Annotated in this window: 19 protein-coding genes; 14 read left to right on the top strand and 5 right to left on the bottom strand. The window is 58.8% G+C overall.

What is annotated here, in order from left to right; translation table 11 throughout:
- Nucleotides 1-9: 9 nt before the first annotated feature.
- The 6 genes from ACV229_RS15845 (at nt 10) to ACV229_RS15820 (ending at nt 7,049) form a co-directional block, all read left to right on the top strand.
- Nucleotides 10-846 carry an ABC transporter permease gene (locus tag ACV229_RS15845; protein ID WP_448084053.1) on the top strand — a complete coding sequence of 279 codons (837 nt, stop codon included), beginning with the start codon at nt 10-12 and terminating at the stop codon, nt 844-846.
- On the top strand, nt 843-1,691 hold the full coding sequence (locus ACV229_RS15840) for an ABC transporter permease (RefSeq protein WP_448084052.1): 849 nt from the start codon (nt 843-845) through the stop codon (nt 1,689-1,691). The genes ACV229_RS15845 and ACV229_RS15840 overlap by 4 nt, the downstream gene beginning before the upstream one ends.
- Before the next feature lie 14 nt (nt 1,692-1,705).
- On the top strand, nt 1,706-2,866 hold the full coding sequence (locus ACV229_RS15835) for an ABC transporter ATP-binding protein (RefSeq protein WP_448084051.1): 1,161 nt from the start codon (nt 1,706-1,708) through the stop codon (nt 2,864-2,866).
- Between the two features lie 7 nt (nt 2,867-2,873).
- Entirely contained in the window at nt 2,874-4,304 is a 1,431-nt protein-coding gene (locus ACV229_RS15830) for an FAD-binding oxidoreductase (protein WP_448084050.1), read from the top strand.
- Between the two features lie 419 nt (nt 4,305-4,723).
- Entirely contained in the window at nt 4,724-5,794 is a 1,071-nt protein-coding gene (locus tag ACV229_RS15825) for an ABC transporter substrate-binding protein (protein ID WP_448084049.1), read from the top strand.
- Between the two features lie 79 nt (nt 5,795-5,873).
- Nucleotides 5,874-7,049, top strand: a complete 1,176-nt coding sequence (locus ACV229_RS15820) for a pyridoxal phosphate-dependent aminotransferase (RefSeq protein WP_448084048.1) — start codon at nt 5,874-5,876, stop codon at nt 7,047-7,049.
- Between the two features lie 268 nt (nt 7,050-7,317).
- Here ACV229_RS15820 and ACV229_RS15815 read toward each other — a convergent pair whose 3' ends face one another.
- Nucleotides 7,318-8,214, bottom strand: a complete 897-nt coding sequence (locus ACV229_RS15815) for a LysR family transcriptional regulator (protein ID WP_448084047.1) — start codon at nt 8,212-8,214, stop codon at nt 7,318-7,320.
- A 104-nt stretch (nt 8,215-8,318) separates the two neighbouring features.
- On the opposite strand from ACV229_RS15815, the gene ACV229_RS15810 reads away from it, so the two are divergent.
- Genes ACV229_RS15810 through ACV229_RS15790 form a run of 5 tightly spaced genes read left to right on the top strand, consistent with a single transcriptional unit; the run spans nt 8,319 to nt 14,526 of the window.
- Nucleotides 8,319-9,479 carry an acyl-CoA dehydrogenase family protein gene (locus ACV229_RS15810; protein WP_448084046.1) on the top strand — a complete coding sequence of 387 codons (1,161 nt, stop codon included), beginning with the start codon at nt 8,319-8,321 and terminating at the stop codon, nt 9,477-9,479.
- Between the two features lie 8 nt (nt 9,480-9,487).
- Nucleotides 9,488-11,536, top strand: coding sequence for a 3-hydroxyacyl-CoA dehydrogenase NAD-binding domain-containing protein (locus ACV229_RS15805; protein WP_448084045.1), 2,049 nt, complete (start codon nt 9,488-9,490; stop codon nt 11,534-11,536).
- Between the two features lie 10 nt (nt 11,537-11,546).
- Nucleotides 11,547-12,755 (top strand): 3-oxoadipyl-CoA thiolase, encoded by a 1,209-nt coding sequence (gene pcaF, locus ACV229_RS15800; protein WP_448084044.1) that lies wholly within the window; start codon nt 11,547-11,549, stop codon nt 12,753-12,755.
- A 57-nt stretch (nt 12,756-12,812) separates the two neighbouring features.
- The gene (locus tag ACV229_RS15795) at nt 12,813-13,562 is read left to right on the top strand and encodes an electron transfer flavoprotein subunit beta/FixA family protein (RefSeq protein ID WP_448084043.1); all 750 of its coding nucleotides are present in this window, start codon (nt 12,813-12,815) and stop codon (nt 13,560-13,562) included.
- A gap of 16 nt (nt 13,563-13,578) precedes the next feature.
- A complete protein-coding gene (locus ACV229_RS15790) occupies nt 13,579-14,526 on the top strand; it encodes an electron transfer flavoprotein subunit alpha/FixB family protein (RefSeq protein ID WP_448084042.1) in 948 nt (315 codons plus the stop codon).
- A gap of 335 nt (nt 14,527-14,861) precedes the next feature.
- Here ACV229_RS15790 and ACV229_RS15785 read toward each other — a convergent pair whose 3' ends face one another.
- From ACV229_RS15785 to ACV229_RS15775, 3 genes are all read right to left on the bottom strand, one after another.
- The gene (locus tag ACV229_RS15785) at nt 14,862-15,662 is read right to left on the bottom strand and encodes a transporter substrate-binding domain-containing protein (protein WP_448084041.1); all 801 of its coding nucleotides are present in this window, start codon (nt 15,660-15,662) and stop codon (nt 14,862-14,864) included.
- 178 nt (nt 15,663-15,840) lie between these two features.
- Nucleotides 15,841-16,638, bottom strand: a complete 798-nt coding sequence (locus tag ACV229_RS15780) for a transporter substrate-binding domain-containing protein (RefSeq protein ID WP_448084040.1) — start codon at nt 16,636-16,638, stop codon at nt 15,841-15,843.
- Nucleotides 16,639-16,946: 308 nt separating this feature from the next.
- Complete coding sequence (locus tag ACV229_RS15775; protein WP_448084039.1) at nt 16,947-17,798, bottom strand: D-amino-acid transaminase; 852 nt, start codon at nt 17,796-17,798, stop codon at nt 16,947-16,949.
- Between the two features lie 182 nt (nt 17,799-17,980).
- Between ACV229_RS15775 and ACV229_RS15770 the strand changes: the two genes are divergently transcribed.
- A complete protein-coding gene (locus ACV229_RS15770) occupies nt 17,981-18,868 on the top strand; it encodes a LysR family transcriptional regulator (protein ID WP_448084038.1) in 888 nt (295 codons plus the stop codon).
- A gap of 122 nt (nt 18,869-18,990) precedes the next feature.
- Here the strand turns inward: ACV229_RS15770 and ACV229_RS15765 are convergent, their stop codons facing one another.
- Complete coding sequence (locus ACV229_RS15765; RefSeq protein ID WP_448084037.1) at nt 18,991-20,220, bottom strand: CaiB/BaiF CoA transferase family protein; 1,230 nt, start codon at nt 20,218-20,220, stop codon at nt 18,991-18,993.
- 568 nt (nt 20,221-20,788) lie between these two features.
- Between ACV229_RS15765 and ACV229_RS15760 the strand changes: the two genes are divergently transcribed.
- On the top strand, nt 20,789-22,234 hold the full coding sequence (locus tag ACV229_RS15760) for an NAD-dependent succinate-semialdehyde dehydrogenase (protein ID WP_448084036.1): 1,446 nt from the start codon (nt 20,789-20,791) through the stop codon (nt 22,232-22,234).
- 174 nt (nt 22,235-22,408) lie between these two features.
- Nucleotides 22,409-23,950 carry an acetolactate synthase large subunit gene (locus tag ACV229_RS15755; RefSeq protein WP_448084180.1) on the top strand — a complete coding sequence of 514 codons (1,542 nt, stop codon included), beginning with the start codon at nt 22,409-22,411 and terminating at the stop codon, nt 23,948-23,950.
- Nucleotides 23,951-24,028: the final 78 nt, after the last annotated feature.

The raw sequence follows: 24,028 nt of genomic DNA, 5'->3' as shown, positions 1-24,028 counted from the left end.
GAGGCGTGTATGAGAGGTCGTAACGATGGTTTACTGTACGTCGGACCGGTGACGGTATTCCTGTTCTTCGTGGTATTTGTACCGCTTGCATATGTGGTCTATACGAGTGTGGCGGTAAATGGGGCGTTCTCCTTGTCGGCGTATCGGCGGCTCTTTGCAAGCGCGCTGTTCCTTCGCACGTTATGGTCTACGTTCGAAATAAGCATCATGGCGTCGGTCTGCAGCCTGCTGCTTGGCTATCCAATCGCGATGCATCTCGCCAAACAGACGCCGAAAAAGCGCGCCATTTACATGGTGCTCGTGTTGGTGCCATTTTGGACCAGCATTTTGGTGAAGAGCTATGCCTTTACAGTGTTGCTTGGTCGGGATGGCCTGGTCAACCAGCTCCTGTCGTTCCTCTTCCAGACGCGTGTTCAGGTGCCGATGCTCTTCAACCGAGTCGGCGTGATGGTCGGCATGACAAACTACCTGATCCCCTTCATTGTGTTCCCAGTGCTCGCGAGCCTACTCGCGATCGATAAATCTCTGTATCGCGCGTCCGAGATCATGGGTGCGAAGCCACCGCGTATCTTCTTTCGTATTACGCTACCGCTCAGCATGCCTGGCGTCGCCGCGGCAGCGCTCAGCACGACTGTCATGTCGATGGGATTCTTTGTCATTCCCGCGTTGCTTGGCGGACGCAAGGACGCAATGATGTCAAACCTCGTTGACTTTTATACTCGCGAAACGATGGACTGGAACATGGCTTCCGCAATCGGCGTGATCCTGCTCGGCATTGTGACACTCGCAGCGATCGGCGCTGATCACTTCCAGAGGCGCGACGCAAAGGAAAAGGTGATGGCATGAGCACCACTGCTAAACTGAGTCCACCTACGAAGCAGAGCATTCTCGTCGACGTACTCGGACAGCGATATGCGCGGCTGCGCAACGTTATTGCGATTGCGGTATATGCGTTCATCCTTGTTCCTACGCTTATCGTTATTCCGATCTCGTTCGGCGGAAGTGGAGAGTTGACCTTTCCACCGCGAGTTTGGTCGCTCGAGCTCTATCAAACCCTCTTCAGTTCGAGCAACTGGGTCGGTCCGATTTTGCAGAGCCTGAAAGTTGCGTTCTTCACGACGGTCGCTTCGGTGTTGATCGGCGTTCCGGCTGCATACGGTCTTGTGCGCTTTGAGTTTCCTGGCAAGCGCTTCGTGATGCTGCTGATCATGAGCCCGATTCTCGTACCGGTAATCGTCATGTCGCTTGGCCTGTATTTGTATCTGTCGCGTCTGCATATGGTGGGCACGACGGCGGGCCTTGTCGTGAGTCACGTCGCATACGTGACACCTTTCATGATGATGACTGTAATGGCCGGGGTGAAGAAGCTTGATCCCGCGTTGGAGTTTGCCACGACCATCATGGGAGCGAAGCGGCAAACTGTGTTTCTCAAGGTAGTCCTGCCGCAAATCAAGCCGTCTATCCTTGCCGGAGCGCTCTTTGCTTTTCTGGTCTCGTTTGATGAAGTGGTCATCGCATGGTTTCTCACGAGCCCCACGACAACCACGTTGCCGGTCCGTATGTACAGCAGCATCCAGTGGGATATTTCCCCGGTGATTGCCGCCGTATCCGCACTTTTGACTTTTCTATCGCTTGTTTTCTGCTGCCTGTCCGCGTTCTTGCAACCTGCGGCGCCTGAGTCGGCACACTGACGTCGGAGAAGAGAATGTCACACGCAATGGTCGAAAAATCTGCAAACCCGCTTCAAATTGGTGTGGAAAGCACGTTGTCCGGCACACGAACGAACGAAGACATGATCGCGTTCCGTAGCATCAGCAAGAGCTACGGCGCTTCGGTTGCGCTTCACGCCATCGATCTTACCGTGAAGAAAGGGGAGTTCCTGAGCCTGCTCGGACCCAGTGGCTCGGGAAAGAGCACTATTCTCAACATCATCGCGGGCGCCGTCGCGCCGAGCACGGGCACGATCGTGCTCGACGGAAAAGACGTGTCGACAGTTCCACCCCGCGAGCGCGGACTCGGCATGGTGTTTCAGAATTACGCATTGCTACCGCATCTCAATGTGTTCGATAACGTCGCGTTTCCGCTGCGCATTCGCGGCATATCGAAGGCGGAGATTGCGCAACGCGTGCGCAATGCGCTGGAGCGCGTGGGTCTCGTTGGCTATGAAAATCGCAAACCGCGCGAATTGTCAGGCGGCCAGCAGCAGCGTGTGGGCATCGCGCGTTGCATCGTCTATTCGCCTTCTGTAATCTTGATGGACGAGCCTCTCGGCGCTCTCGACAAGAAGCTGCGCGATCAGTTACAAGGCGAAATCAAGCGGCTGCATCGTGATCTCGGCACCACGCTCGTTTACGTCACGCACGACCAGGAAGAGGCGCTCAACCTTTCCGATCGCGTGTGCCTGATGAATGGTGGCCGCATTGCGCAACTCGGTACGCCCGACGAGTTGTACTTCGAGCCGGTGAGCGAGTTCGTGGCGGACTTCGTTGGGGAATCAAACCTGCTCGAAGGTGCTGTGGAGGGCACCGGTCTCGTCCGTCTTAAGGACGGCACCATGCTGAAGGTCCGCAACACAGAAGGTCATGTGCCCAGCTCGAACGTAAAGGTGCTCGTGCGTCCCGAGAAAATCTCCGTGATGGAGGAAACCGAAACCGGGGCGCCTGCGGACGCAGACACAAATGTATATAGCGGCGTAATCGCACAGGTATCCTTTGTTGGCGGAATGACGCGCTTCGAGCTACAACTCTCGACCGGTGCTACGCTCCTCGTGAAGACCATTTCGGCGCGCGCCGCGGAGCGGTCACCCATCGGCCATCCACTGACAGTGTGCTGGTCCGCCCGCGATAGCGTTGTCCTGAAAAGGTAATCGCGCCATGACTCGAAATAGCATCGTAGACAAGATGGTCGAACTGGCAGGCAGTGCGAATGTGCTGACCGAGGTCGACGACATGGCGCCGCATTTGATTGACTGGCGAAAGCGGCATACTGGATTGGCTGCATGCGTGGTGTTTCCGCGCAGCGTGGAGCAGGTATCGAAAGTGCTCGCGTGGTGCAACGATGCGGGCGTGAAGGTTTTTCCGCAAGGCGGCAACACGAGCGTGTGTGGTGGCTCGATACCCGATGAAAGCGGAAACTCTATCCTGCTTAATCTCGCGAAAATGAATCGCATCGTCGAGGTCAACGCGGAAAACAATTCGATGACAGTCGAGGCTGGTTGCATCCTTGCCGATATCCAGGAAGCTGCGTTCGCTGCAAACCGTCAATTTCCGCTGACACTCGGTGCGGAAGGCTCCTGCCAGATAGGCGGCAACCTCGCGACGAATGCGGGTGGAACCAACGTCGTGCGCTTCGGCAATACGCGCGACCTCGTGCTCGGTCTCGAAGTGGTCCTTGCGGACGGCCGCGTGTGGAGCGGTCTGCGCACACTCCGGAAGAATAACAGTGGCTACGACCTGAAGAACTTGTTCGTCGGTGCGGAAGGCACGTTGGGTGTCATTACGCGGGCGTGCCTCAAGCTTTTTCCGAGGCCAGGGGCCATGGCCACTGCCATGATTGGGCTTGATTCCGTCGAGGCTGCTGTCAGCGAAGGCCTCAAACTTCAGGCCGCATTCCCTGGTGAATTGGTGGGATTGGAGTTGATCTCCCAAAGCGAGTTCGAGATTTCGCTGCGTCACGGCACGAACATGCGCAATCCTTTCGAGAAGACGCCGAAATGGACGGTACTGGTCGAACTTGCCGCGGCCACCGGCAGCAGCGCACAGCTTGCCGACTGGCTCGCCGGTGCACTGGAGAAATCACTCGCCAGCGGCGCGATCACAGACGCTGTAATTGCGTCGAGCGAGCAGCAGCGCGCCGATCTGTGGCGCATCCGCCATCATGTGACTGAAGCGAACGGACGCGAAGGCATGGGCCTCACGCACGACATCGCCGTTCCAACTTACCGCATTCCAGACTTCGTTGAGCTTGCAGGCACCGCGCTCGCCGAGCATTATCCGGATGCGGTTCCTGTGGTTGTGGGCCACATGGGCGACGGTAATCTGCACTACATCGCAATGTTCAGCCACCAATATTGGACAACGTTGGGCGACAAGCAAGGGACGCAACTGAAGCTGAGTCATCTGCTCTATGACATTGCAGCGGGTATGGGTGGCACGTTTAGCGCAGAACATGGTATCGGGTCACTACATGTTCCTGAAATGTCAGTCTACAAGGACGCGACAGAAATCGCCCTCATGCGTCAAATCAAGGAACTGCTCGATCCGTGCAATACGATGAATCCAGGTCGCGTCGTCCCGAGCGTGTGAGCAGGATCTGCTCCAATGTCAACGTCCTTCGCGAAGCCGCTCGACGACGCTTGTCCGACTTCGTGTCTCGCTGTCTCGAAGGCGGTGTGGAAGACGAAGTGAAAATGGACCGCAGTCCCAAGGGCGTTACCGATGCCGTTCCCCAAGATTGAAATGACCCGAAGAATTCAGGCGGGTCAGGCTGCTTGGAAGCGTTGCTGGAAGTCCGTTCTCTTGGATAACCATCAGTTATGTGCAACATCAGGGAATCGGATGCTGTCGAACTCTCTTTTTTTGATTTGTTAATTTTGGTATACCTGCGGAGCTCGGTTTTTCGGAGATGTTGCATCGAGTCGACGACTCGAGAACTGCTAGCGGCGAGCAAAAAGATCGCGGACCGCTCCCTCGCAGGGGCAAACTAACTTTAGCGAGGTCGTTCCATGTTGAAAGATTCAAAGAAGGTGTTGCCGCGCCGGCGATTCCTGCAGGCCGCGGGATCGACGCTGCTCTCGGCTAGTATCGCGTCTCCGATGATTGTCACTTCTCGCAAGGCATTGGCAGCCGGAAAGCTGACTGTTGTGAGTTGGGGAGGGGATTATCACGCGGCTGTAGAGGAAGCACTCGCGAAGCCGTTCGAGAAGGAGTTTGGCGTACAGGTGACGTTGGTTGACACACCGGATTTGGCGAAGGTCAAGGCTCAGGTGATGACAAATAACGTTCAGTGGGACGTTTTCGACGCAGTTGGACCGATGGCGATGACAGGCTCGAAGAACGGTTACTGGGAACCGCTGGACCCCACGCTGTTCAATCGAGGTGACCTGATCGCTCCTGTCACGAAGGATGCGGTGCCATTTTACGGCTTCGCTGGTGGCATCTGCTGGGACGAGAGCAAGTTCCCGGCAGGCAAACATCCGACGACGTTTGCGGAAATGTTCGACGTCAAGAAATTTCCTGGCCAGCGCGGATTGCGCAATCGGGCCAGCGAGACGCTCGAGATTGCTTTGCTGGCCGACGGGGTACCACCGGAAAAGATGTATCCCCTTGACGTCGAACGTGCGTTCCGCTCCCTCGATCGAATCAAGCCTTACGTCGGGAAGTGGATTGACCAGACGCCGCAAACAGTCTCGCTGGTCGAGGCAGGGCAGATCGACTTCAGCTACACATATACCACGCGGGTCAAAGACGCAAATGCAGCCGGGAAAAATCTTGGCTTCTCGTTCAAGCAGACCATTATTGGCCTTGAGTATCTGGTTGTGTTGAAAAATGCTCCGAACAAAGCAAATGCAATGAAGTTTCTGCAGTTTGCCATGCGTCCCGATCGGCAAGCCGCCTTCCTCAGTTTGACGGGTGATATGCCGGCAAGTCGCTCAGCGCAGCCTATGCTGAAGCCTGAAGTGAGAAAGTGGTTGCCAGACACTTCGAATAAGATGAACCTCATAACGAACGACGCATGGTGGGCAGACCATTACGAAGACCTCACCCAGCGGTTCAAGGAATGGGTAATGAGTTGAGCAAGAATTAATCTGTCGCCGGTATCTGTGATTTATATGAAGAGTCGCGAATGCGGGATGCCATGGAAGGGAATAGTCAATGAAATACTCGAATCTTGTAGACCGCCTGCAAGGGAAGAGGACGTCTGCGTGGGATATTCATCGCGTCGCGTTGAAGGCGCTTTCGACCGGCGAGGACGTCATCGTGCTGACTGTGGGCGATCCTGAATTCGCGACACCACCTGCGATTATTGAAACTGCTGTCTCGGCGTTACGTGCTGGCGACACGCATTACAGCACCGTCAACGGACGTGAACCTTTGCGAGCTGCTATTGCAGAGAGGCACGTTCGTATGACGGGGGTCCCCACGAGCGCTGACAACGTGATCGTCACTCCGGGGGCGCAAAACGGATTGTTCGCCGCATCGCTTTGTCTATTGGAGCCGGGCGACGAGGTGATCGTACCCGAACCCCTTTACCTTACCTACGAAGCTTGCGTGCGCGCTGCGGGCGCCATACTCGTCGCGGTTCCCGTCGATCGATTTCGTGCTTTTCATCTTGACTGCGACGCTCTGGAGGCGGCAGTTACGCAGCGAACGCGTGCGATTTTCTTTGCCACACCTTGCAACCCGACCGGGGTAGTTTTCCCACGCTCCGACCTTGAACGGATAGCGGAAATCGCGTGCCAAAACGATTTGTGGGTATTGTCAGATGAGGTTTATGCAGGTATCACGTTTGAGCGTGACCACGTCAGTATCGCGTCGCTGCCTGGTATGGCAGAGCGCTGTGTGACGCTCGGTAGTCTGTCTAAATCGCATGCGATGGCGGGGTGGCGGGTCGGTTGGGCAATCGGGCCCATTGAACTGATCGAGCACATGGGGCGACTTGCCTTGGCGATGCTGTTTGGTCTGCCGGGGTTTGTCCAGCAGGCAGCACTGACTGCTCTGGATAATGAGGAATCCATCGTTGCGGAGATTCGGGAGATTTATAGGCGGCGGCGCGACTTGGTGTTCGAGCGACTGCAGGGCGTACAAGGGTTACGTTGCTTGTTGCCGGAGGCCGGGATGTTCATGCTGATCGACGTCAGCGGTACCGGACTCGATCCCGTGGATTTCTCTTGGAAGCTCTTCCGCGCGCAAGGTGTCTCCGTTATCGACGCAAGCGCCTTTGGCGACAGTGCGCACGGTTTCGTGCGATTAGGCTTCGTTGTTGACGACGCTCGGCTAGAGGAAGCATGTGACCGGATCGAACGCTTCGTCGAATCGTTGCAACTTTAACGAGCGCGAAAAGCGATTCCGTGCATATGGACGTCGCGCGGACGTGTGACATCACCGATGTCGAAGGCGCCAATACATTCGAGCGTCTGATCTACCGGGGTAGCGCCTTTTGGGCTGCCTCGCCTGTGATGTTTTTCGCGTGCGGGAAAGCCAACGTCTCGGCAAGCACGCGTGCTCGTGGGCCCCGCAGATCCTCAAGCAATGGCACGCCGGATGCGCAGCGGTCGCACAAGTACGGTCAACGGAAAAGCTTTGAACGTCCCCCGAATCATTTCGCCCAGGACCGGGCTTTCTGAACGACGAAATCGATGAGCGTTCGGGTTGCGAGGGTCTGGTAGCGGCCGGGCATTCGAAGCAGGAACATGCGTGTTCCGAACACGCTCAGACGCCAGTTGTGCAGGGCGGTGACTACGCGTCCGTCGGTCGCATCCTGTTCGACGACGTAGTCGGGCACGAGACCCACTCCCAGGCCGGCCAGGATGGCCTCCCGCAGAAACTGGAAGTTCTCGGACGCCAACGTTGGGTGTAGCGTCAGCTCACGCCTTTCCTCACCTTGGTAGGCCGAAACTCTCAAGTCGCGTCCAGTGACGGCCGACGTAATCAGTGGAACGTTGCTGAGGTCTTCCAGGCACGACGGCATTGCGTGCTCGCGCGCATACTCGAATGATGCACAGGTGACGTAACGGACCTGCGCGAGCTCGACAGCAACCATTTGCTGCGGCGGCTCGGACATTACGCGCACGGCTACGTCTACTTCCTCGCGCAAGAGGTCGTCGACTCGGTTGTCGAACAGCAGATCAAGCGAAATATCAGGATAGGAGCGCTTGAACTCGATCAGCCAACTGGACATTACCATATGTCCGAAGCCGGTTGGCAAGCTCAGCCTGACGGACCCATGTAGTCCCTTACCAAGTGTGGCCACCGATTCCCTTGCGGCGAGCACTTCATCGCGAATGACGCGGCCATGGTTGTAGAGGCGCTGGCCAACCTCGGTGAGTTCAACGCGCCGCGTGGTGCGCCGCATCAATTGCATGCCGACAGATTTCTCGAGCTGGGTCAGGTGGTAGCTGATGTTGGCCCGGCTCATCTTCATGTTCCGCGCCGCGAGGCTGAGATTCCCGGCCTCCACAATGTCGACGAAGAGTGCGAGCGAGTGGGCATCCATTGAGTTCTGGTCCGTCAAAAATCCTTGACAGAATGTTCATTTTCTTTGGGATTGTCAAGCCAGATCGATGTGCGAACAATACCTCTAAATTCACAGGAGATTCCATGTCGCTCGATCAAGAAACCTTCCAGCTCCTCAAGGACAGCGTTCAGCGCTTCGTTCGGGAACGGCTCATGCCCGCTGAGGATCACGTAGAGGAACACGACGAGGTTCCAGCGGATATCGTGAACGACATGAAGGAACTCGGGCTGTTCGGGATTTCGATTCCCGAGGAATACGGTGGCATCGGCTTGAGCATGGCGCAGGAGTGCGAGGTGGCCTACGAGCTGGGTCATACCGCGCTGGCGTTCCGGTCGGTGGTCGGTACGAACATCGGCATCGGCTCGCAAGGGATCTTGATGGACGGCACGGCCGAACAGAAGGCCGAGTACCTGCCGCGCATCGCGAGTGGTGACCTGATCGTCTCGTTCGCGCTCACAGAGCCCGATGCCGGCTCGGACGCAGCATCGATCAAGACCAAGGGCGTGAAAGAGGGGAGCGATTACCTCCTCAGTGGGACCAAGCGTTTCATCACCAATGCCCCGCGCGCTGGTGCCTTCACTCTGATGGCGCGTACAGAAGGCGCTGGTGCCGGCGGCATCACGGCGTTCATCGTTCCGGCCGGCCTGCCGGGGCTTTCGCTCGGCAAGCCGGACCGCAAGATGGGCCAAAGGGGCACCAAAACCTGCGACGTGAACCTGGACAGCGTGCGCGTGCCGGCGGCCAATATCATCGGTGGTGAACCAGGCAGGGGCTTCAAGACGGCAATGAAGGTGTTGGATCGTGGCCGCCTGCACATTTCTGCTCTGGCCTGTGGCATGGCGAGCCGCATTCTGCAGGAGAGCGTGGCCTATGCTCAACAGCGCAAGCAGTTCGGGCAGCGCATTGGCGACTTCCAGTTGGTCCAGGCAATGCTGGCCGACAGCCAGGCAGAACTGCTGGCCGGTTGGTCCCTGGTGCAGTCGGTGGCACGCCGCTACGACGCGAAGCCTTTCGGCGTGAGCGATCCGGACGTCAGCATGCAAGCGTCGTGCACGAAGATGTTCACCACTGAAATGGTGGGCCGCGTCGCGGACCGTGGGGTTCAAATCCATGGCGGCTCTGGCTACATCAACGAGTACAAGGTCGAGCGGTTCTACCGCGATGTGCGACTGCTGCGCCTCTACGAGGGCACCACGCAGATCCAGCAGCTTGTCATCGGCAAGCAATTGATGAAGGCGGCGTGAGGTTGACCATGTCCGACATCCTCAACGGCGTTGCCGTTATCACTCTCGACAACCCCCCGGTCAACAGCTTGGCCCACGCATTGCGCGAGCGCATCGTGCAGCGACTCGACGAGGCGTTGGCCGATCCCGACGTGCGCGCGATCGTGCTCACCGGCAATGACAAGGCGTTCTCGGCTGGTGCAGACGTCACAGAGTTCGGCACGCCGCGCCAACTGCACGAGCCTATCCTGCGCTCCGTTATTTCGCGTCTCGAGCAGAGCACCAAGCCGGTCGTGGCGGCTATTAGCGGCGTGGCCCTCGGCGGGGGGCTCGAACTCGCGCTCGGCTGCCATGGGCGAGTCGCGCACGAGGCGGCGCGGATCGGCTTGCCTGAGATCACCCTGGGTCTCATTCCTGGCGCGGGCGCGACGCAGCGCCTGCCTCGCTTGGTGGGAATCGAAATCGCCCATTCTCTGATGTCTAGCGGTAAGCCGCAAAGTGCTCGGCAGCTGGCGAAGTCTGGACTGTTCGACGACGTAGTAGCCAGTGACGTGGTCGGGGCAGCTGCTGCTCGCGCGGCGATGCTCGCTGAACAAGGCCTGCCTTATCCGCGAGCGTGCGAATGCGAGCTCGACGCCACTGCGGTCCAAGCAGTGGTTGACGCGCAACGGGAAAAACTCACAGCACGCCAACGGCTCCAACCTGCGTATGGAGCCCTGCTTGATGCCCTGGCTGCGTCTACGTTGCCTTTCGATCAAGGTATGAAAAAGGAGCGCGAGCTTTTCCTCGCTCTCGTGCCCACGACGGCGGCGCAGGCGCTGCGCTACCAATTCAAGGTCGAACGAGAGGCCACCAAGCTTCCCCCGCAATTTCAGGCGCCCGCGCGTCAGGTGAAATCTGTCGCGGTGATTGGGGCTGGCACGATGGGCTCCGGCATCGCAATCGCTGCGCTTGATTCCGGTTTGAGTGTGCTGTTGCTTGAGCAGGATGACGCCGCGCTTGAACGGGGGCGGCGGCGTATCGTCGACCACTATGAAGGGCGGATCGCCGCGGGCAAGCTTTCGACCGAGACTGCGTCGTCCAACATTTCGCGCTTGCTCGCGAGTACGTCGTGGGAGTACCTGCAGGCAGCAGATTTGGTGATCGAGGCTGTCTTCGAAGAGCTTGCCGTCAAGCAAGAGGTGTTCCGAAAGATCGATGCACACGCTCGCGCCGGTGCGGTCTTGGCTACGAACACGTCCTACCTAGACATCGACGCGATTGCAGCGGTGACGTCGCGTCCGCAGGATGTGCTGGGCTTGCATTTCTTCAGCCCGGCGCACGTGATGAAGCTGCTCGAGGTGGTCCGAGGAGCGGAGACGGCACCCGACATTCTCGCCACCGGCATGGCCCTCGGTGTGGCTCTCAAGAAAATGCCGGTGCTGACCGGGAATGCATTCGGATTCATCGGCAACCGCATTTACAACGCTTACCGGCGTCAGTGCGAATTCATGCTTGAGGACGGGGCATGGCCTGAAGATGTCGACAATGCTTTGACCGCCATGGGCTTTGCCATGGGACCGTTTGCTGTCGCCGATTTGTCTGGCCTCGACATCGCTTGGCGTATGCGCAAGTCGCAAGCCGCCGAACGTGATCCACGTGAGCGCTACGTGGCCATACTGGATCGGTTGTGTGAGTCGGGCCGCCTCGGGCGAAAAACGGGTGCCGGCTACTACACCTATGTAGATGGCAAGCAGACGAGAACGACCGACGCCACTGTTCGCGAAGTGATCCTGCAGGCGAGCGCGCAGCGCGGCGTCGTCCGTCGGACACTGGCGCCTGAAGAAATCCAGCGTCGCGCTTTGCTTTCGATGGTTAACGAGGCTGCGCTGCTGCTCGCTGAAGGTGTGGCGAGTCGACCCAGCGACGTCGACGTAGTACTGGTACAGGGCTATGGTTTCCCTCGCTGGGAGGGCGGTCCAGTGTTCTGGGCTCGCCAGCAGGATCGCACTCGACTCGAGACCGATCTCAAGCGCCTGGCGGATGAAGCAGGGCATGGCTTCATCTTGGCCGATCTTAATCCGCTGCTCGCAGCCTGATAGAGACATCATGAATCTTCCCCAAGCCTTTATCTGTGACGCTATTCGCACACCTTTCGGCCGTTACGGCGGCGTACTTTCCAGCATTCGCGCCGATGATCTCGGCGCCATCCCACTCAAGGCGCTGATGGTGCGCAACCCGGGCGTGGACTGGGCGGCGGTGACCGACGTCCTGTTCGGCTGCGCCAACCAAGCCGGTGAGGACAATCGCAATGTGGCCCGCATGAGCGCGCTGTTGGCAGGGCTCCCGCTCGAAGTACCGGGAGCTACGATCAACCGCCTCTGCGGGTCAGGCCTCGATGCCGTGGGCTCGGCGGCGCGCGCGATCAAGTCCGGTGAAGCCGGTCTCATGATTGCCGGCGGTGTGGAGAGCATGAGCCGTGCGCCATTTGTGATGCCCAAGGCTGAGACGGCATTCGGTCGTGCCAATGCGGTGTACGACACCACGATCGGCTGGCGCTTTGTGAACAAGCTCATGAAGGCGCAGTACGGCGTGGACTCCATGCCGGAGACAGCGGAGAACGTGGCTGACGACTACAAGATTGAGCGCGAGGCCCAGGACCGTATGGCGCTGGCGAGCCAACAGAAGGCCGTGGCCGCCCAGCAGGCTGGCCACCTGGCGCGGGAGATCACACCGGTGACCATTCCTCAGAAGAAGGGTGAGCCGATTGTGGTCGCGAAAGACGAGCATCCGCGCGAGACCAGTATGGAGGCGCTGGCTAAGCTCAAAGGCGTAGCGCGCGAGGGCGGCACTGTCACGGCCGGCAATGCCAGCGGCGTAAACGACGGCGCTTGCGCGCTGCTGTTGGCCGATGAAGCAAGCGCCGCCAGGCACGGCTTGACCCCAAAGGCCCGTATCGTCGGCATGGCCACGGCCGGAGTAGCGCCGCGCGTGATGGGCATCGGTCCTGCACCGGCCACCCAGAAAGTACTCGCGCAAACCGGACTCACCTTGGACCAGCTCGATGTGATTGAACTCAACGAAGCGTTCGCTGCACAGGGCCTCGCCGTGCTGCGGATGCTTGGTTTGAAAGATGACGACGAGCGAGTCAACGCTTGGGGCGGGGCCATCGCCCTTGGCCATCCGCTGGGCGCCAGCGGAGCGCGGTTGGCTACGACCGCAGTGAATCGTCTGCACGCGACCGGTGGCCGCTACGCGCTAGCCACGATGTGCATCGGGGTCGGGCAAGGGATCGCGGTAATTCTGGAACGGGTCTGACTGCTCGGCCGTGGCTAGCAATCACCAAAGCTCATTTGAATTTCAGAGGGAAGTGGCATGAGAGTTTTTGTCGCTGTCAAACGCGTTGTGGACTACAACGTTAAGGTCCGCGTGAAGTCGGACAACACGGGCGTGGATATCGCGAACGTGAAGATGTCGATGAACCCGTTCGATGAAATCGCCGTGGAAGAAGCGGTGCGCCTGAAGGAAGCGGGCGTGGCGACCGAAGTGGTCGCAGTGTCGGTCGGCGTTGCGCAGGCGCAGGAAACGTTGCGTACGGCGTTGGCGATCGGCGCGGATCGCGCGATCCTCGTCGAATCGAACGACAGCGTCGAGCCGCTGGCCGTCGCGAAGATCCTGAAGGCGCTGGTCGACAAGGAACAGCCGCAACTGGTGATCCTCGGTAAGCAGGCGATCGACGACGATTCGAACCAGACGGGCCAGATGCTGGCTGCGCTGGCGGGTCTGCCGCAAGCGACGTTCGCATCGAAGGTGACGATCGCTGATGGCAAGGCAACGGTCGCGCGTGAAGTCGACGGCGGCGCGGAAACGCTGTCGCTGACGCTGCCGGCGGTCGTGACGACCGATCTGCGCCTGAACGAGCCGCGCTACGTGACGCTGCCGAACATCATGAAGGCGAAGAAGAAGCCGCTCGAAACCGTGAAGCCGGAAGATCTTGGCGTGGACGTGACGCCGCGCCTGAAGACGCTGAAGGTTGCGGAACCGCCGAAGCGCGCGGCCGGCGTGAAGGTGCCGGACGTGAAGACGCTGGTCGAGAAGCTGAAGACCGAAGCCAAGGTGCTGTAAGAGGGAGCGGAAAGAAATGACGATTCTGGTGATTGCAGAACACGATAACGCATCGATCAAGGCAGCGACGCTGAACACAGTGGCTGCTGCGCACGAAGTTGCCAAATCCGTCGGCGGCGACATTTACGTGCTGGTCGCGGGTAACAATGCGCAAGCGGCTGCGGATGCGGCGGCGAAGATTGCAGGCGTCAGCAAGGTCCTGCTGGCCGACGCACCGCAACTGGCCGCAGGCCTCGCGGAAAACGTCGAGGCAACCGCGCTGAACATCGCGAAGGACTATTCGCACATCCTGGCGCCGGCGACCGCCTACGGCAAGAACATCGCGCCGCGTATCGCCGCGAAGCTCGATGTCGCGCAGATCTCGGACATCACGGCGGTCGATTCGGCCGATACGTTCGAGCGCCCGATCTACGCGGGCAACGCGATCGCGACGGTGCAGTCGAGCGACGCGATCAAGGTGATCACGGTGCGTTCGACGGGCTTTGACCCGGTTGCAGCGGAAGGCGGCAGCGCAGCCGTCGAGAAGATCGAAGCGACAGCCGACGCAGGCAAATCGCAGTTCGTGAGCCGCGAAGTGACTAAGCTGGACCGTCCGGAACTGACGTCGGCGAACATCATCGTTTCCGGCGGCCGTGGCCTCGGCAGCGGCGAGAACTACACGAAGGTGCTGGAGCCGCTGGCGGACAAGCTGCAGGCTGCACTCGGCGCATCGCGCGCGGCAGTCGACGCCGGCTACGTGCCGAACGACTATCAGGTGGGCCAGACCGGCAAGATCGTCGCACCGCAGCTGTACATCGCGGTCGGCATCTCGGGCGCGATCCAGCACCTGGCCGGCATGAAGGATTCGAAGGTGATCGTCGCGATCAACAAGGATCCAGAAGCGCCGATCTTCAGCGTGGCCGATTACGGTCTCGTCGACGATCTCTTCTCGGCAGTACCCCTACTGGTGTCCGACCTGAGCTAACCGCCGGCCTCAACGTTTGTGCGCATTCGGAACGATTATGTCGACAGCGAATGAGAAGGTTCGCGCCGAAGCGGCGCGACTTGCCGATAAGGACGATGCTTCGCTTTGGCGCTGGTTTTCCGAACTCTATGAGGAAGGAAGGATCCGATGGTGTCGGTCGGCAAGCGGGTGGTTGGTCAGTGTCGACCACAAGCATCTCGCCACCGAGAAAGACTTCGACGCAGCAATTCGCGTGTCGCGACTGCGCTTCCGAACGAAAGATTCGCACTGAGCAAGCCGTTTCCGGAAACACGTGCGCCCAGTTTCAGATGGGCGCACGGCGACCGGAGGCCTGACTATTCCATGATCGGCTTGCTCGTATCGGTGCCGAACCATTGAATGGAAAGCTTGGTCAGGGTCCCATCCTGCCGCATCGATTCGAGCGCCGTGTCGATCGCGTTCGCGAACTTCGGATTTCCTTTTCGGAACGGGATGCCCATCTGGATGCTCGTACCGGCGAGCACACCTCCCGGACGCAACGGAAGACTGACCTTCTTCAGGATGTACGGGAGTGTGAGTCGATCGCCCAGGGCTGCATCGACGCGGCCAGCCGCCAGATCACGGAATTTCTCCGGCGGCCCTGGATAAACCTGCACGCCAACACCGGGAACAGACTTCGCGAGATCGGCAAAATTCGTCCCTAGCACGACGCCGACCTGTTTGCCTTTCAGTTCATCAAGCGATTTGAAGTTTCGCTTGTCGTCGGCACGTTGGATTAGCTGGACAGCCGAGTAGATGTACGGCTTGGAGAAGTCGAGTGTGGCCTGACGCAGCGGGGTGATGGCGACTTCGTTCACGATAACGTCGAACTTGCCGGCCTGAAGTCCGGCGATGATGCCGGACCACTCCGTCGTGATGAAACGTGGCGTGAGCCCCATTCTGCTCGCGACCACCTTTGCCACGGCTACGTCGAAGCCGTCGAGCTCGCCGGCTTCGTTTCGATAGTCAAAGGGGGGATAGGTGCCTTGGACTCCGATCGTTAATACCCCCTTTGCCCGGACCGCATCAAGCAAATCTTCGGCATGCACCGAAGGAGTCAGGAAATCGATGGCAAGGCACACCATCGGTCCTTGCAGAAGCCACTTCACGTTTTTCATGCGAAGCCCTTTCGAATTGCGTTATATGGTCAGAGAAGACGGCACCTAGGACGCGAAGCCGTCGTGAGCGATTGGGTTCAGCAGACTCGAGAATTCACTCGTTTTCCCGAGTTGTCGGGCGGTAGATGCGGCGATGACAGGTATCGCCGCCTAATGAAAGCCGGGATGCGCCTTGCCGCTAATTAACCGGCTGACTCGTATCGGCACCGAACCATTGCATCGAAAGCTTGCGCAGGGTTCCGTCCTGGCGCATCGAGTTGAGTGCATCGTTGATCGCTTTGGCGAACTTCGGGTTACCTTTGCGAAACGGAATTCCCATCTCGAAGCGCGCTCCTGGTAGTACAGCACCCGGACGCAGTGGCAGGTTGGACTTCTTCAGAATGAACGGAAGTGTCAGCCGATCGTCGAGCGCGGCGTCAATCCGGCCGGCAGCAACATCGCGCAGCTTCTCAGGCAGACCGGGATAGATCTGAACTGCCACACCAGGAATACTCTTTGCAACGTCGGCAAAGTTGGTGCCGCTGACGACGCCCAGAGTCGTCCCTTTGAGCTCCCCCGGCGACTTGAATTCGCGCTTGTCGTCGCCTCGTTGAATCAACTGGACGGCCGAGTACGTGTACGGTTGTGAAAAATCGAGCGATTGCTGGCGTTGCGGCGTGATCGAAACTTGGTTCACGATGACGTCGAACTTGCCTGCTTGGAGTCCGCCGATGATGCCGGACCATTCGGTCGTAATGAACTCCGGCTTAAGACCCATCCGCGCAGCAATGGCCTTCGCGATGTCTACATCGAAGCCGTCGAGCTGATTCGCGTCATTGCGAAATCCAAACGGCGGATAGGTACCCTCAAGACCGATCTTGAGTACACCACTCGCTTTTGCTGCGTCGAGCAGGTCTTCGGCGTGTGCGGTCGTGGTCGCGAAATTGATACTGATCGCAATCAAGACACTTCGGAATAACCACTTCGAGCATTTCATAAAATGTCTCCAAACACGTAAATTTAGTTTTATGCTTAAAGCTTGCTGCATTAGTCGATTGCGAAAAAACAGGTGAAGATCGAGGTTGCTTTCCTCCTTTGTCCGCCATTCAATGTCGGCTTTCACAGTGCATTGGTTTTGGCTGAGGACGACGTCTTATCCGCGCAGTCATCGCGAGACGCTCTGTCAACGTAGTGTCGATGCCATTCGAAGTGGATGCGGTCAATGGCTACTGGTGAATCGACGCATTGCGACTTCGACACAGCAGGATCAAGTCGTTAGGCCGGACCAAAATGGCTCACGCTGCCCTAGCTGAGGACCGAACGGAAGTAGATCTCCCGAAGTCTTGTCGCGATTGGGCCTGGTCGTCCTGAACCTATGACATGGTCATCGATCTTCACGACCGGCAGCGCAATGATGACTGCCGCGTTGATGAAGGCTTCTTTTGCCGTTCGAACTTCCTCGACCGTGAACATTCTTTCTTCTATCTTGAGTGCACACTCTTTCGCCAAGGTAAGGATAGAGTGGCGTGTGACACTAGGGAGAATCGCATCGGAAAGGTGGCGGGTGACGATTTTGTCGTCTTCAGTGACGATGAACGCGGACGACGACGCACCTTCGGTAACATAGCCGTCCTCGACGAGAAGAGCCTCCCGCGCGCCGGCTTCAGATGCGGTTTGAGCCGCAAGTACCTGAGCGAGCAGCATGGTTGACTTGATGTTTCGACGTGCCCATCGTTGCTCCGGCAGACTGACTACGGAGATTCCTGTCTCGTAAGCCGGAACGTTCACGACCGGATGTGCCTGCGTGAACATAAAGACTGTCGGGCGCGTGGCTTCTGGAAACGTGAAGCTGCGGTCGGCAACCCCCCGAGTTACCTGAAGATAGATCCGACCCTCGTCGAGGTTATTCCTTTTGATGAGTTCGGCTTGAAGATTGATCCACTCCTCGGTCGTATGCGGTTTCTCAATGCTGAGCATTGCCAATGAGCGATCGAGGCGCATAAGGTGACCGAGGTTGTCTATCGTTCGCCCGTTAACCACGCCGAAAACTTCGTATACGGCATCTGCAAAGAGGAAGCCTCGGTCCAGTACGGAGACTACCGCTTGGCTCTCGGGGACAAACGAGCCATTCAGGAAGAAAGTACGTTCGGTGTGCATGTTCCAGAACCTTCGATGACAAAATGTGCGAGACCGGATGTCGTCGCTGATAGAATCAATCGTGCCTTAGAACAGTGGTCCTCACGATGCATTTGACACATCGCGACGATTGCCTTTTGATGTCCGGAATGCGCCAGACGCATGGTTGACGCAGCGCTTTAGAATCGAGTGAGGGTGGAACGATGGACGCTGGATTGTTTCTTGACTTTCTTGTGTTGGCGGAGACAAAAAACTTCACGCGCGCTGCCGAGATTCGTCACGTTTCGCAGGCGGCATTCAGCAGGCGGATACAGGCACTGGAGGTCTGGGCGCGGACCGCGTTGGTGGAGCGCGGAATGTCCCCAATCCGTCTCACCGATGCCGGTCAAAAGCTGAGAGTGTCGGCCGCCGAGATATCGGCTCACATTTCGCGCGCGCGCGAAGAGCTCGTCGGCAATGTGAAAAAGAATGTTGAGCACATTAAAATTGGGACGACCAACACGCTTGCGACGCTCTTCCTCCCGGAACTATGGGAGAGGTGGTCTGATGGCAAGGCGTTAAGCGCCAACATTAAGGTTGGCGACATTTATGATCTGGTAACCGAACTGGCGTCGGGAAACATCGATTTGCTGATCGTCTACCAATGTCCGACGCTTCCGCTATACCTCGACGCAAGACGGTACGATGCGAAAGTGATCATGCCGGACATGCTAAGTCCAGTTGCTTCGCGCACGTGGGTGGAGTCCGGCGCGTTTGAATGGCCGGGCTGTCAGTCGGCCCCGGTTCCTCTTGTGTTATGGCCAGCTGGCAACTACTTTGCTCGCCTTGTCGAAAAGATCATGCAAGATGCGCCCGCGCGGCTTATCGGCAACAAGGTGATGGAAAGCAGCGCATCGGACGTGCTAAGAGCGATGACTGCCCGCGGATTTTGCGTATCGTGGTTACCGGAACGGGCAATAAAGAAAGCAGGTTTGGACTGCATTGCTCTCGGCGAGGGGGGCTGGAGTCTTCCTCTTGCCGTGATGGCATTCAGGGATAGAGAGAACGAGTCACCGTCTCTCGATCGGTTATGGGGAAGCCTTGACGCCTGAATACGCGGTCGATGTGCAAGATGGCGTATTCCTTGTGTTCTCCGAGGCCCGCACTGAAGAATGCGGGCCGTCGATGGAGTATACGTCGCGAGTATCGGCGGGACGTCACGGCATACATCACTTCAAGGGAAAATGACTCCTTTGTCACTCAACTGCTGAATCTCGGATGCCGACATGCCGGCGATGCTTGCCAGTACGTGCTTCGTGTGCTCCCCGAGGGTTGGCGGTGCCTTGGAGTACGTGATCGGTGTCCCAGAAAACTTGATGGGATTGGCTACCGACGGTGTGCTACCGGCGATGGGGTGGGGCAAATCCACTCGCATGCCCCGATGTTGAACCTGAGGATGGTCGAATACCTGACGGATGTTGTTGATCGGGCCACACGGGACGCCCTCGGGTTCGATCAGCGCGATCCAGTCGGAAACGCTTCGAGTGGAGAGGACATCCTGCAGAATCGGTATCAGTAGATCTCTGTTTCGAACTCGATTCGCGTTGGTTGCGTAGCGGTCGTCTGTCGCGAGATTCGAACAGCCGATTGCATCGCATAACTTAGCGAACTGGCCGTCATTTCCGGCTGCAATGACAAGTTCGCCGTCTGCTGCCTTGAACACCTGATACGGGACAATATTGGCATGCGCATTGCCTTGTCGGACCGGAACCTTGCCCGAGCACAGATAGTTCATGTTCATGTTCGCCATCGTGGCCACTTGGACATCCAGCAGAGCCATGTCGACGTACTGCCCTTTGCCGGTCTGATCGCGGTACGCAAGAGCGCCCAGAATACCGATAGTCGAGTATAGGCCGGTCATGATGTCGGCTACCGCTACGCCCACTTTTTGAGGACCGCCGCCGGGATGATCGTCGCGCTCGCCGGTAATACTCATCAGGCCACCGATCCCCTGAACAATGAAGTCATAGCCGGGAAGGTGAGCCATCGGCCCCGTCTGGCCGAAGCCGGTGATCGAGCAGTAAATCAGCCCCGGATTGATCTGCTTCAGATCATCGTATGACAAGCCGTAGCGTGCCATGTCGCCGACCTTGTAGTTTTCAATGAAGACGTCGCATTCTTTCACTAGGCGGCGGATAACGTCTTGCCCTTCAGGTTTCGATATATTCAGTGTTACTGACTGTTTCCCCCGATTTGCCGCGAGATAGTACGCCGCTTCGCCCGTGTCGTTACCCGCGGAATCTTTCAGGTAGGGAGGGCCCCATCCTCGCGTGTCATCGCCGCTGTGAGGACGCTCGATCTTGATAACTTCGGCCCCCATGTCGGCCAGCGTTTGGCTGGCCCAGGGGCCGGCCAATACGCGCGAGAGGTCGAGAACGCGGATATGCGAGAGTGCTCCAGACATGATAGTTCCTTGATAACAAACGCTAGGTTCCGACGGCATTCGTGAGCTGACCCCATAGGCATCCATCCGATGGCGGATGAGTGGCCGGACTCAACGACGGGCCTGAAGCGTGGATCGCTATTTCGGGCTCGACGGGGCTGCCTTTTGGGGGGAATGCAGCTCTGGCCGTATGGCGCTCGGCACCGTGGGGGCGTGCCGCAACTTTACCGCGTTATGTCTCGGAAGCGGGCTTTACTAGCACGTTCGGATAGTGATGCGTCGCAATAATAGTGGAGTGTGCTACAAACGAGCGCAACGACGCGCCTGTTTACGTCCTGCCCAGCGGATAGCCTGCCGCTTTTAGCATAAGCCACCATTCTTGGGCTCGATTTCGGGTTCTTGCCTCCAATCCCGGGAAAAAAAATTACATTTGACGCATACGCAGATTTGCTCTGCGAGGCTGTAGGAGCGGTGCCGCCAGCATGGCGACCGTGTCCCGCCTGTTACCACGCGAGTGTAGGTCGCAAGTTTGAGCAATCGGCGACATGAGATCGCTGATGAGCAAGAGCAGGAACTGAGGGTAGTGAAAATGGCTGCAACTGGATATGTTGACACGCGTCTCTTCATCGCCGGCGAATGGTGCGAGGCGGCATCGCGCGCAACGCTCGACGTCGTGAGCCCGGCTACCGGCGAAGTCATCGGAACCGTTTCGCGGGCTGGCGTTGCGGATCTGGAGCGCGCCGTCGCCGCATCCAAGCAGGGCTTCGCCACGTGGCGCGCGGTTCCCGCCGTCGAGCGAGCCGCGACGATGCGTGCGGCTGCGAGGTTGGTGCGAGAGCGCGCTGACATGATCGCGCGTTTCATGACGCAGGAACAGGGCAAGCCGCTCGCAGAGGCGTTGGCTGAGGTGAATGCGGCTGCCGACATTATCGAATGGTTCGCCGATGAGGGGCGTCGCGTGTACGGACGGATTGTTCCGCCTCGGAATCTCGCGGCTCAACAAACCGTCGTGAAGGAACCCGTGGGCCCCGTGGCGGCGTTCACGCCCTGGAATTTTCCGGTCAATCAAGTCGTTCGTAAGCTGTGTGCAGCCCTTGCGACCGGCTGCTCGTTCATCGTGAAGGCTCCGGAGGAGACTCCCACCTCTCCCGCCGAACTGATTCGCGCCTTTCAAGACGCAGGCGTACCGAAAGGTGTTCTCGGATTGGTTTTCGGGGACCCCGCCGAGATCTCCCAATACCTCGTTTCGCATCCGGACATCCGGAAAATCACCTTTACCGGATCGACCGCGATCGGCAAGCATCTCGCAGCATTGGCAGGGCAGCACATGAAGCGTGCAACGATGGAACTGGGTGGACATGCCCCGGTGATCATCGCTGAAGACGCTGACGTCGAAGTAGCCGTGAGATCGTCGGCTGTCGCGAAATTCCGGAATGCCGGTCAGGTTTGCATTTCGCCGACGCGATTCCTGGTGCACAACAGCATCAAGCACGACTTCGTTGAAGCCCTCGTGCGGCACGCGCAGGGTCTGAAGATCGGTGACGGGCTGGCGGCCTGCACGACTCTTGGGCCGCTCGCCAACGCGCGTCGAGTCACCGCCATGAGCGCCGTGGTCGACGACGCGCGAAAGGTTGGGGCGACCATTGCAACAGGCGGTGAGCGGATCGGAAGCCGCGGCAATTTTTTCGAGCCAACCGTGATCGACAACGTTCCGCTTGATGCAGACGTGTTCAACTCGGAACCGTTCGGTCCGGTTGCGGCGGTGCGTGGCTTCGATCACCTTGACGAAGCGATCGACGAGGCGAATCGGTTGCCGTTCGGTCTGGCAGGGTACGCATTCACCCGGTCGTTCAGGAACGTTCATCTGCTCACCCACCGAATGGAGGTGGGGATGCTCTGGATCAATCAGCCTGCGGCGGCATGGCCCGAAATGCCGTTCGGCGGCGTGAAGGACTCGGGATATGGCTCGGAAGGCGGACCGGAAGCGCTCGAACCGTACCTTGTGACGAAGTCCGTCTCCGTCATGTCGATCTGAGTGCAGTACATCAGTCGGGCCTTCTCAACCGTCAATCGTGGCGTATCGATGATCCGTCATTGTGGTCGAGATACTGACGCTAGCTAGCACCGATCAAATCTCAAGCAAAGTTTTCCATCTGATCTCGTTTCTTATAGGCAGCCAATTATGACGCTCCCGGCATCGACCCCCGAATTGAATGGCGCAGAAAGTCTCGTGCACACCCTGCTGAAGTCAGGTGTCGATACGTGCTTCGCCAATCCTGGTACCAGCGAAATGCACTTCGTCGGCGCACTCGATCGCATTCCGGGCATGAATTGCGTACTGGGCCTGCAGGAGAACATCGTCACCGGTATGGCGGATGGCTACTATCGGATCGCTGGAAAACCCGCCTCCACACTGCTGCACTGTGGCCCCGGGTTGGCGAATGGCATGGCGAACCTGCACAACGCTCGCCGCGCCCGTGCTGGCATCGTGAATATCGTCGGCGACCAGGCGACTTACCATCGCCCCTTCGACGCTCCGCTTACCGCCGACACGGAAGGCATGGCCCGCACGGTGTCGCACTGGGTTCGCACCAGCACCCATGTTGGCGAAGTGGGCCGGGACGCGGCAGCCGCGGTCCAAGCCGCGCGTGCCGTTTCGGGTCAAGTCGCCACGCTGATCCTGCCGGCCGACTCATCGTGGAACAAAGGGGGCGTCGTTGCCGAGCCGCTGCCGGTCCCGGCATCGCCCCCGATCGATCCTCATGCAGTGCAGACCGCGGCACGCATTCTGCGCTCGGGCAAGAACGTCTTGATCCTGCTGGCCGATCAGGCCACGCTCGCGCCGTCGCAGGCACTGGCATGGCGCGTCGCTTATGCGACGGGCGCCGATCTGCTTGCGACCTACACGAATGGCCATATGGCTCGCGGCCGCGGTCGCCTGCCGCTCGAGCGCGTGCCCTATGGCACCGATGCCGCAATCGCGGCCCTGAGCAAGTACGAGCACATCATCCTGGTGAACTCCAACCCGCCGGTGGGCTTCTTCGCGTACCCGGGCAAGCCGTCCAAGCAGTATCCGTCGAGTGCCCAACTCCACGTCCTGTCGCGCTACGACCAGAACTCGGACCACGCGCTGCAGGCGCTCGTCGACGAGCTCGGCGCACCCGAGGCTCCGATTCCGGACCCGGGTCAGCGCCCGGAAGCCGCGAGCGGCGCCGTGACTGCGGAAGGTCTCGCAATCACGCTGGCCGCGCTGATGCCGGAGAACTCGATCGTCTCGAACGAGAGCATTTCGTTTGGCCGCGACACGTACAAGCTCACGCACGCCGCGCCGGCGCATGACTGGCTCAACCTGGGCGGCGGTGCTATCGGCGACGGTCTGCCCGTGTCGACCGGCGCGGCGATCGGCGGTGGCGGAGAGCGGCGCGTGATCAGTCTGCAAGCCGACGGCTCCGCGATGTACTCGTTGCAGTCGCTCTGGACGCAGGCGCGCGAGAAGCTGCCCTGCACGACGATCCTGCTGAACAACCGCAAGTACAACATCCTGATCGGCGAATACAAGAACGTTGGTGCAGTACCTGGGCCGACGGCGATGGGCATGCTCGACCTGTCGAATCCTGATCTCGACTGGGTAAAGCTCGCGAACGGCATGGGAGTGGAGGCGGCACGTGCAACCACGCTGGAGGAACTCGCTGTTCTCATGAAGCAGAGCTTCCGTCAACAAGGTCCGTTCCTTATCGATCTCATCATTTGAGATCTCCAGGCAGCAGGTATCAACGTCGTTGACCGGAATAGCCGACGCGACTTTCGGTCAACGCAGCCTGTACCTGCG

The sequence above is a fragment of the Burkholderia sp. MR1-5-21 genome, from assembly GCF_053427715.1.
The sequence above is the reverse complement of the archived record's forward strand: the minus strand, read 5'-3'. Positions and strand labels throughout refer to the sequence as shown.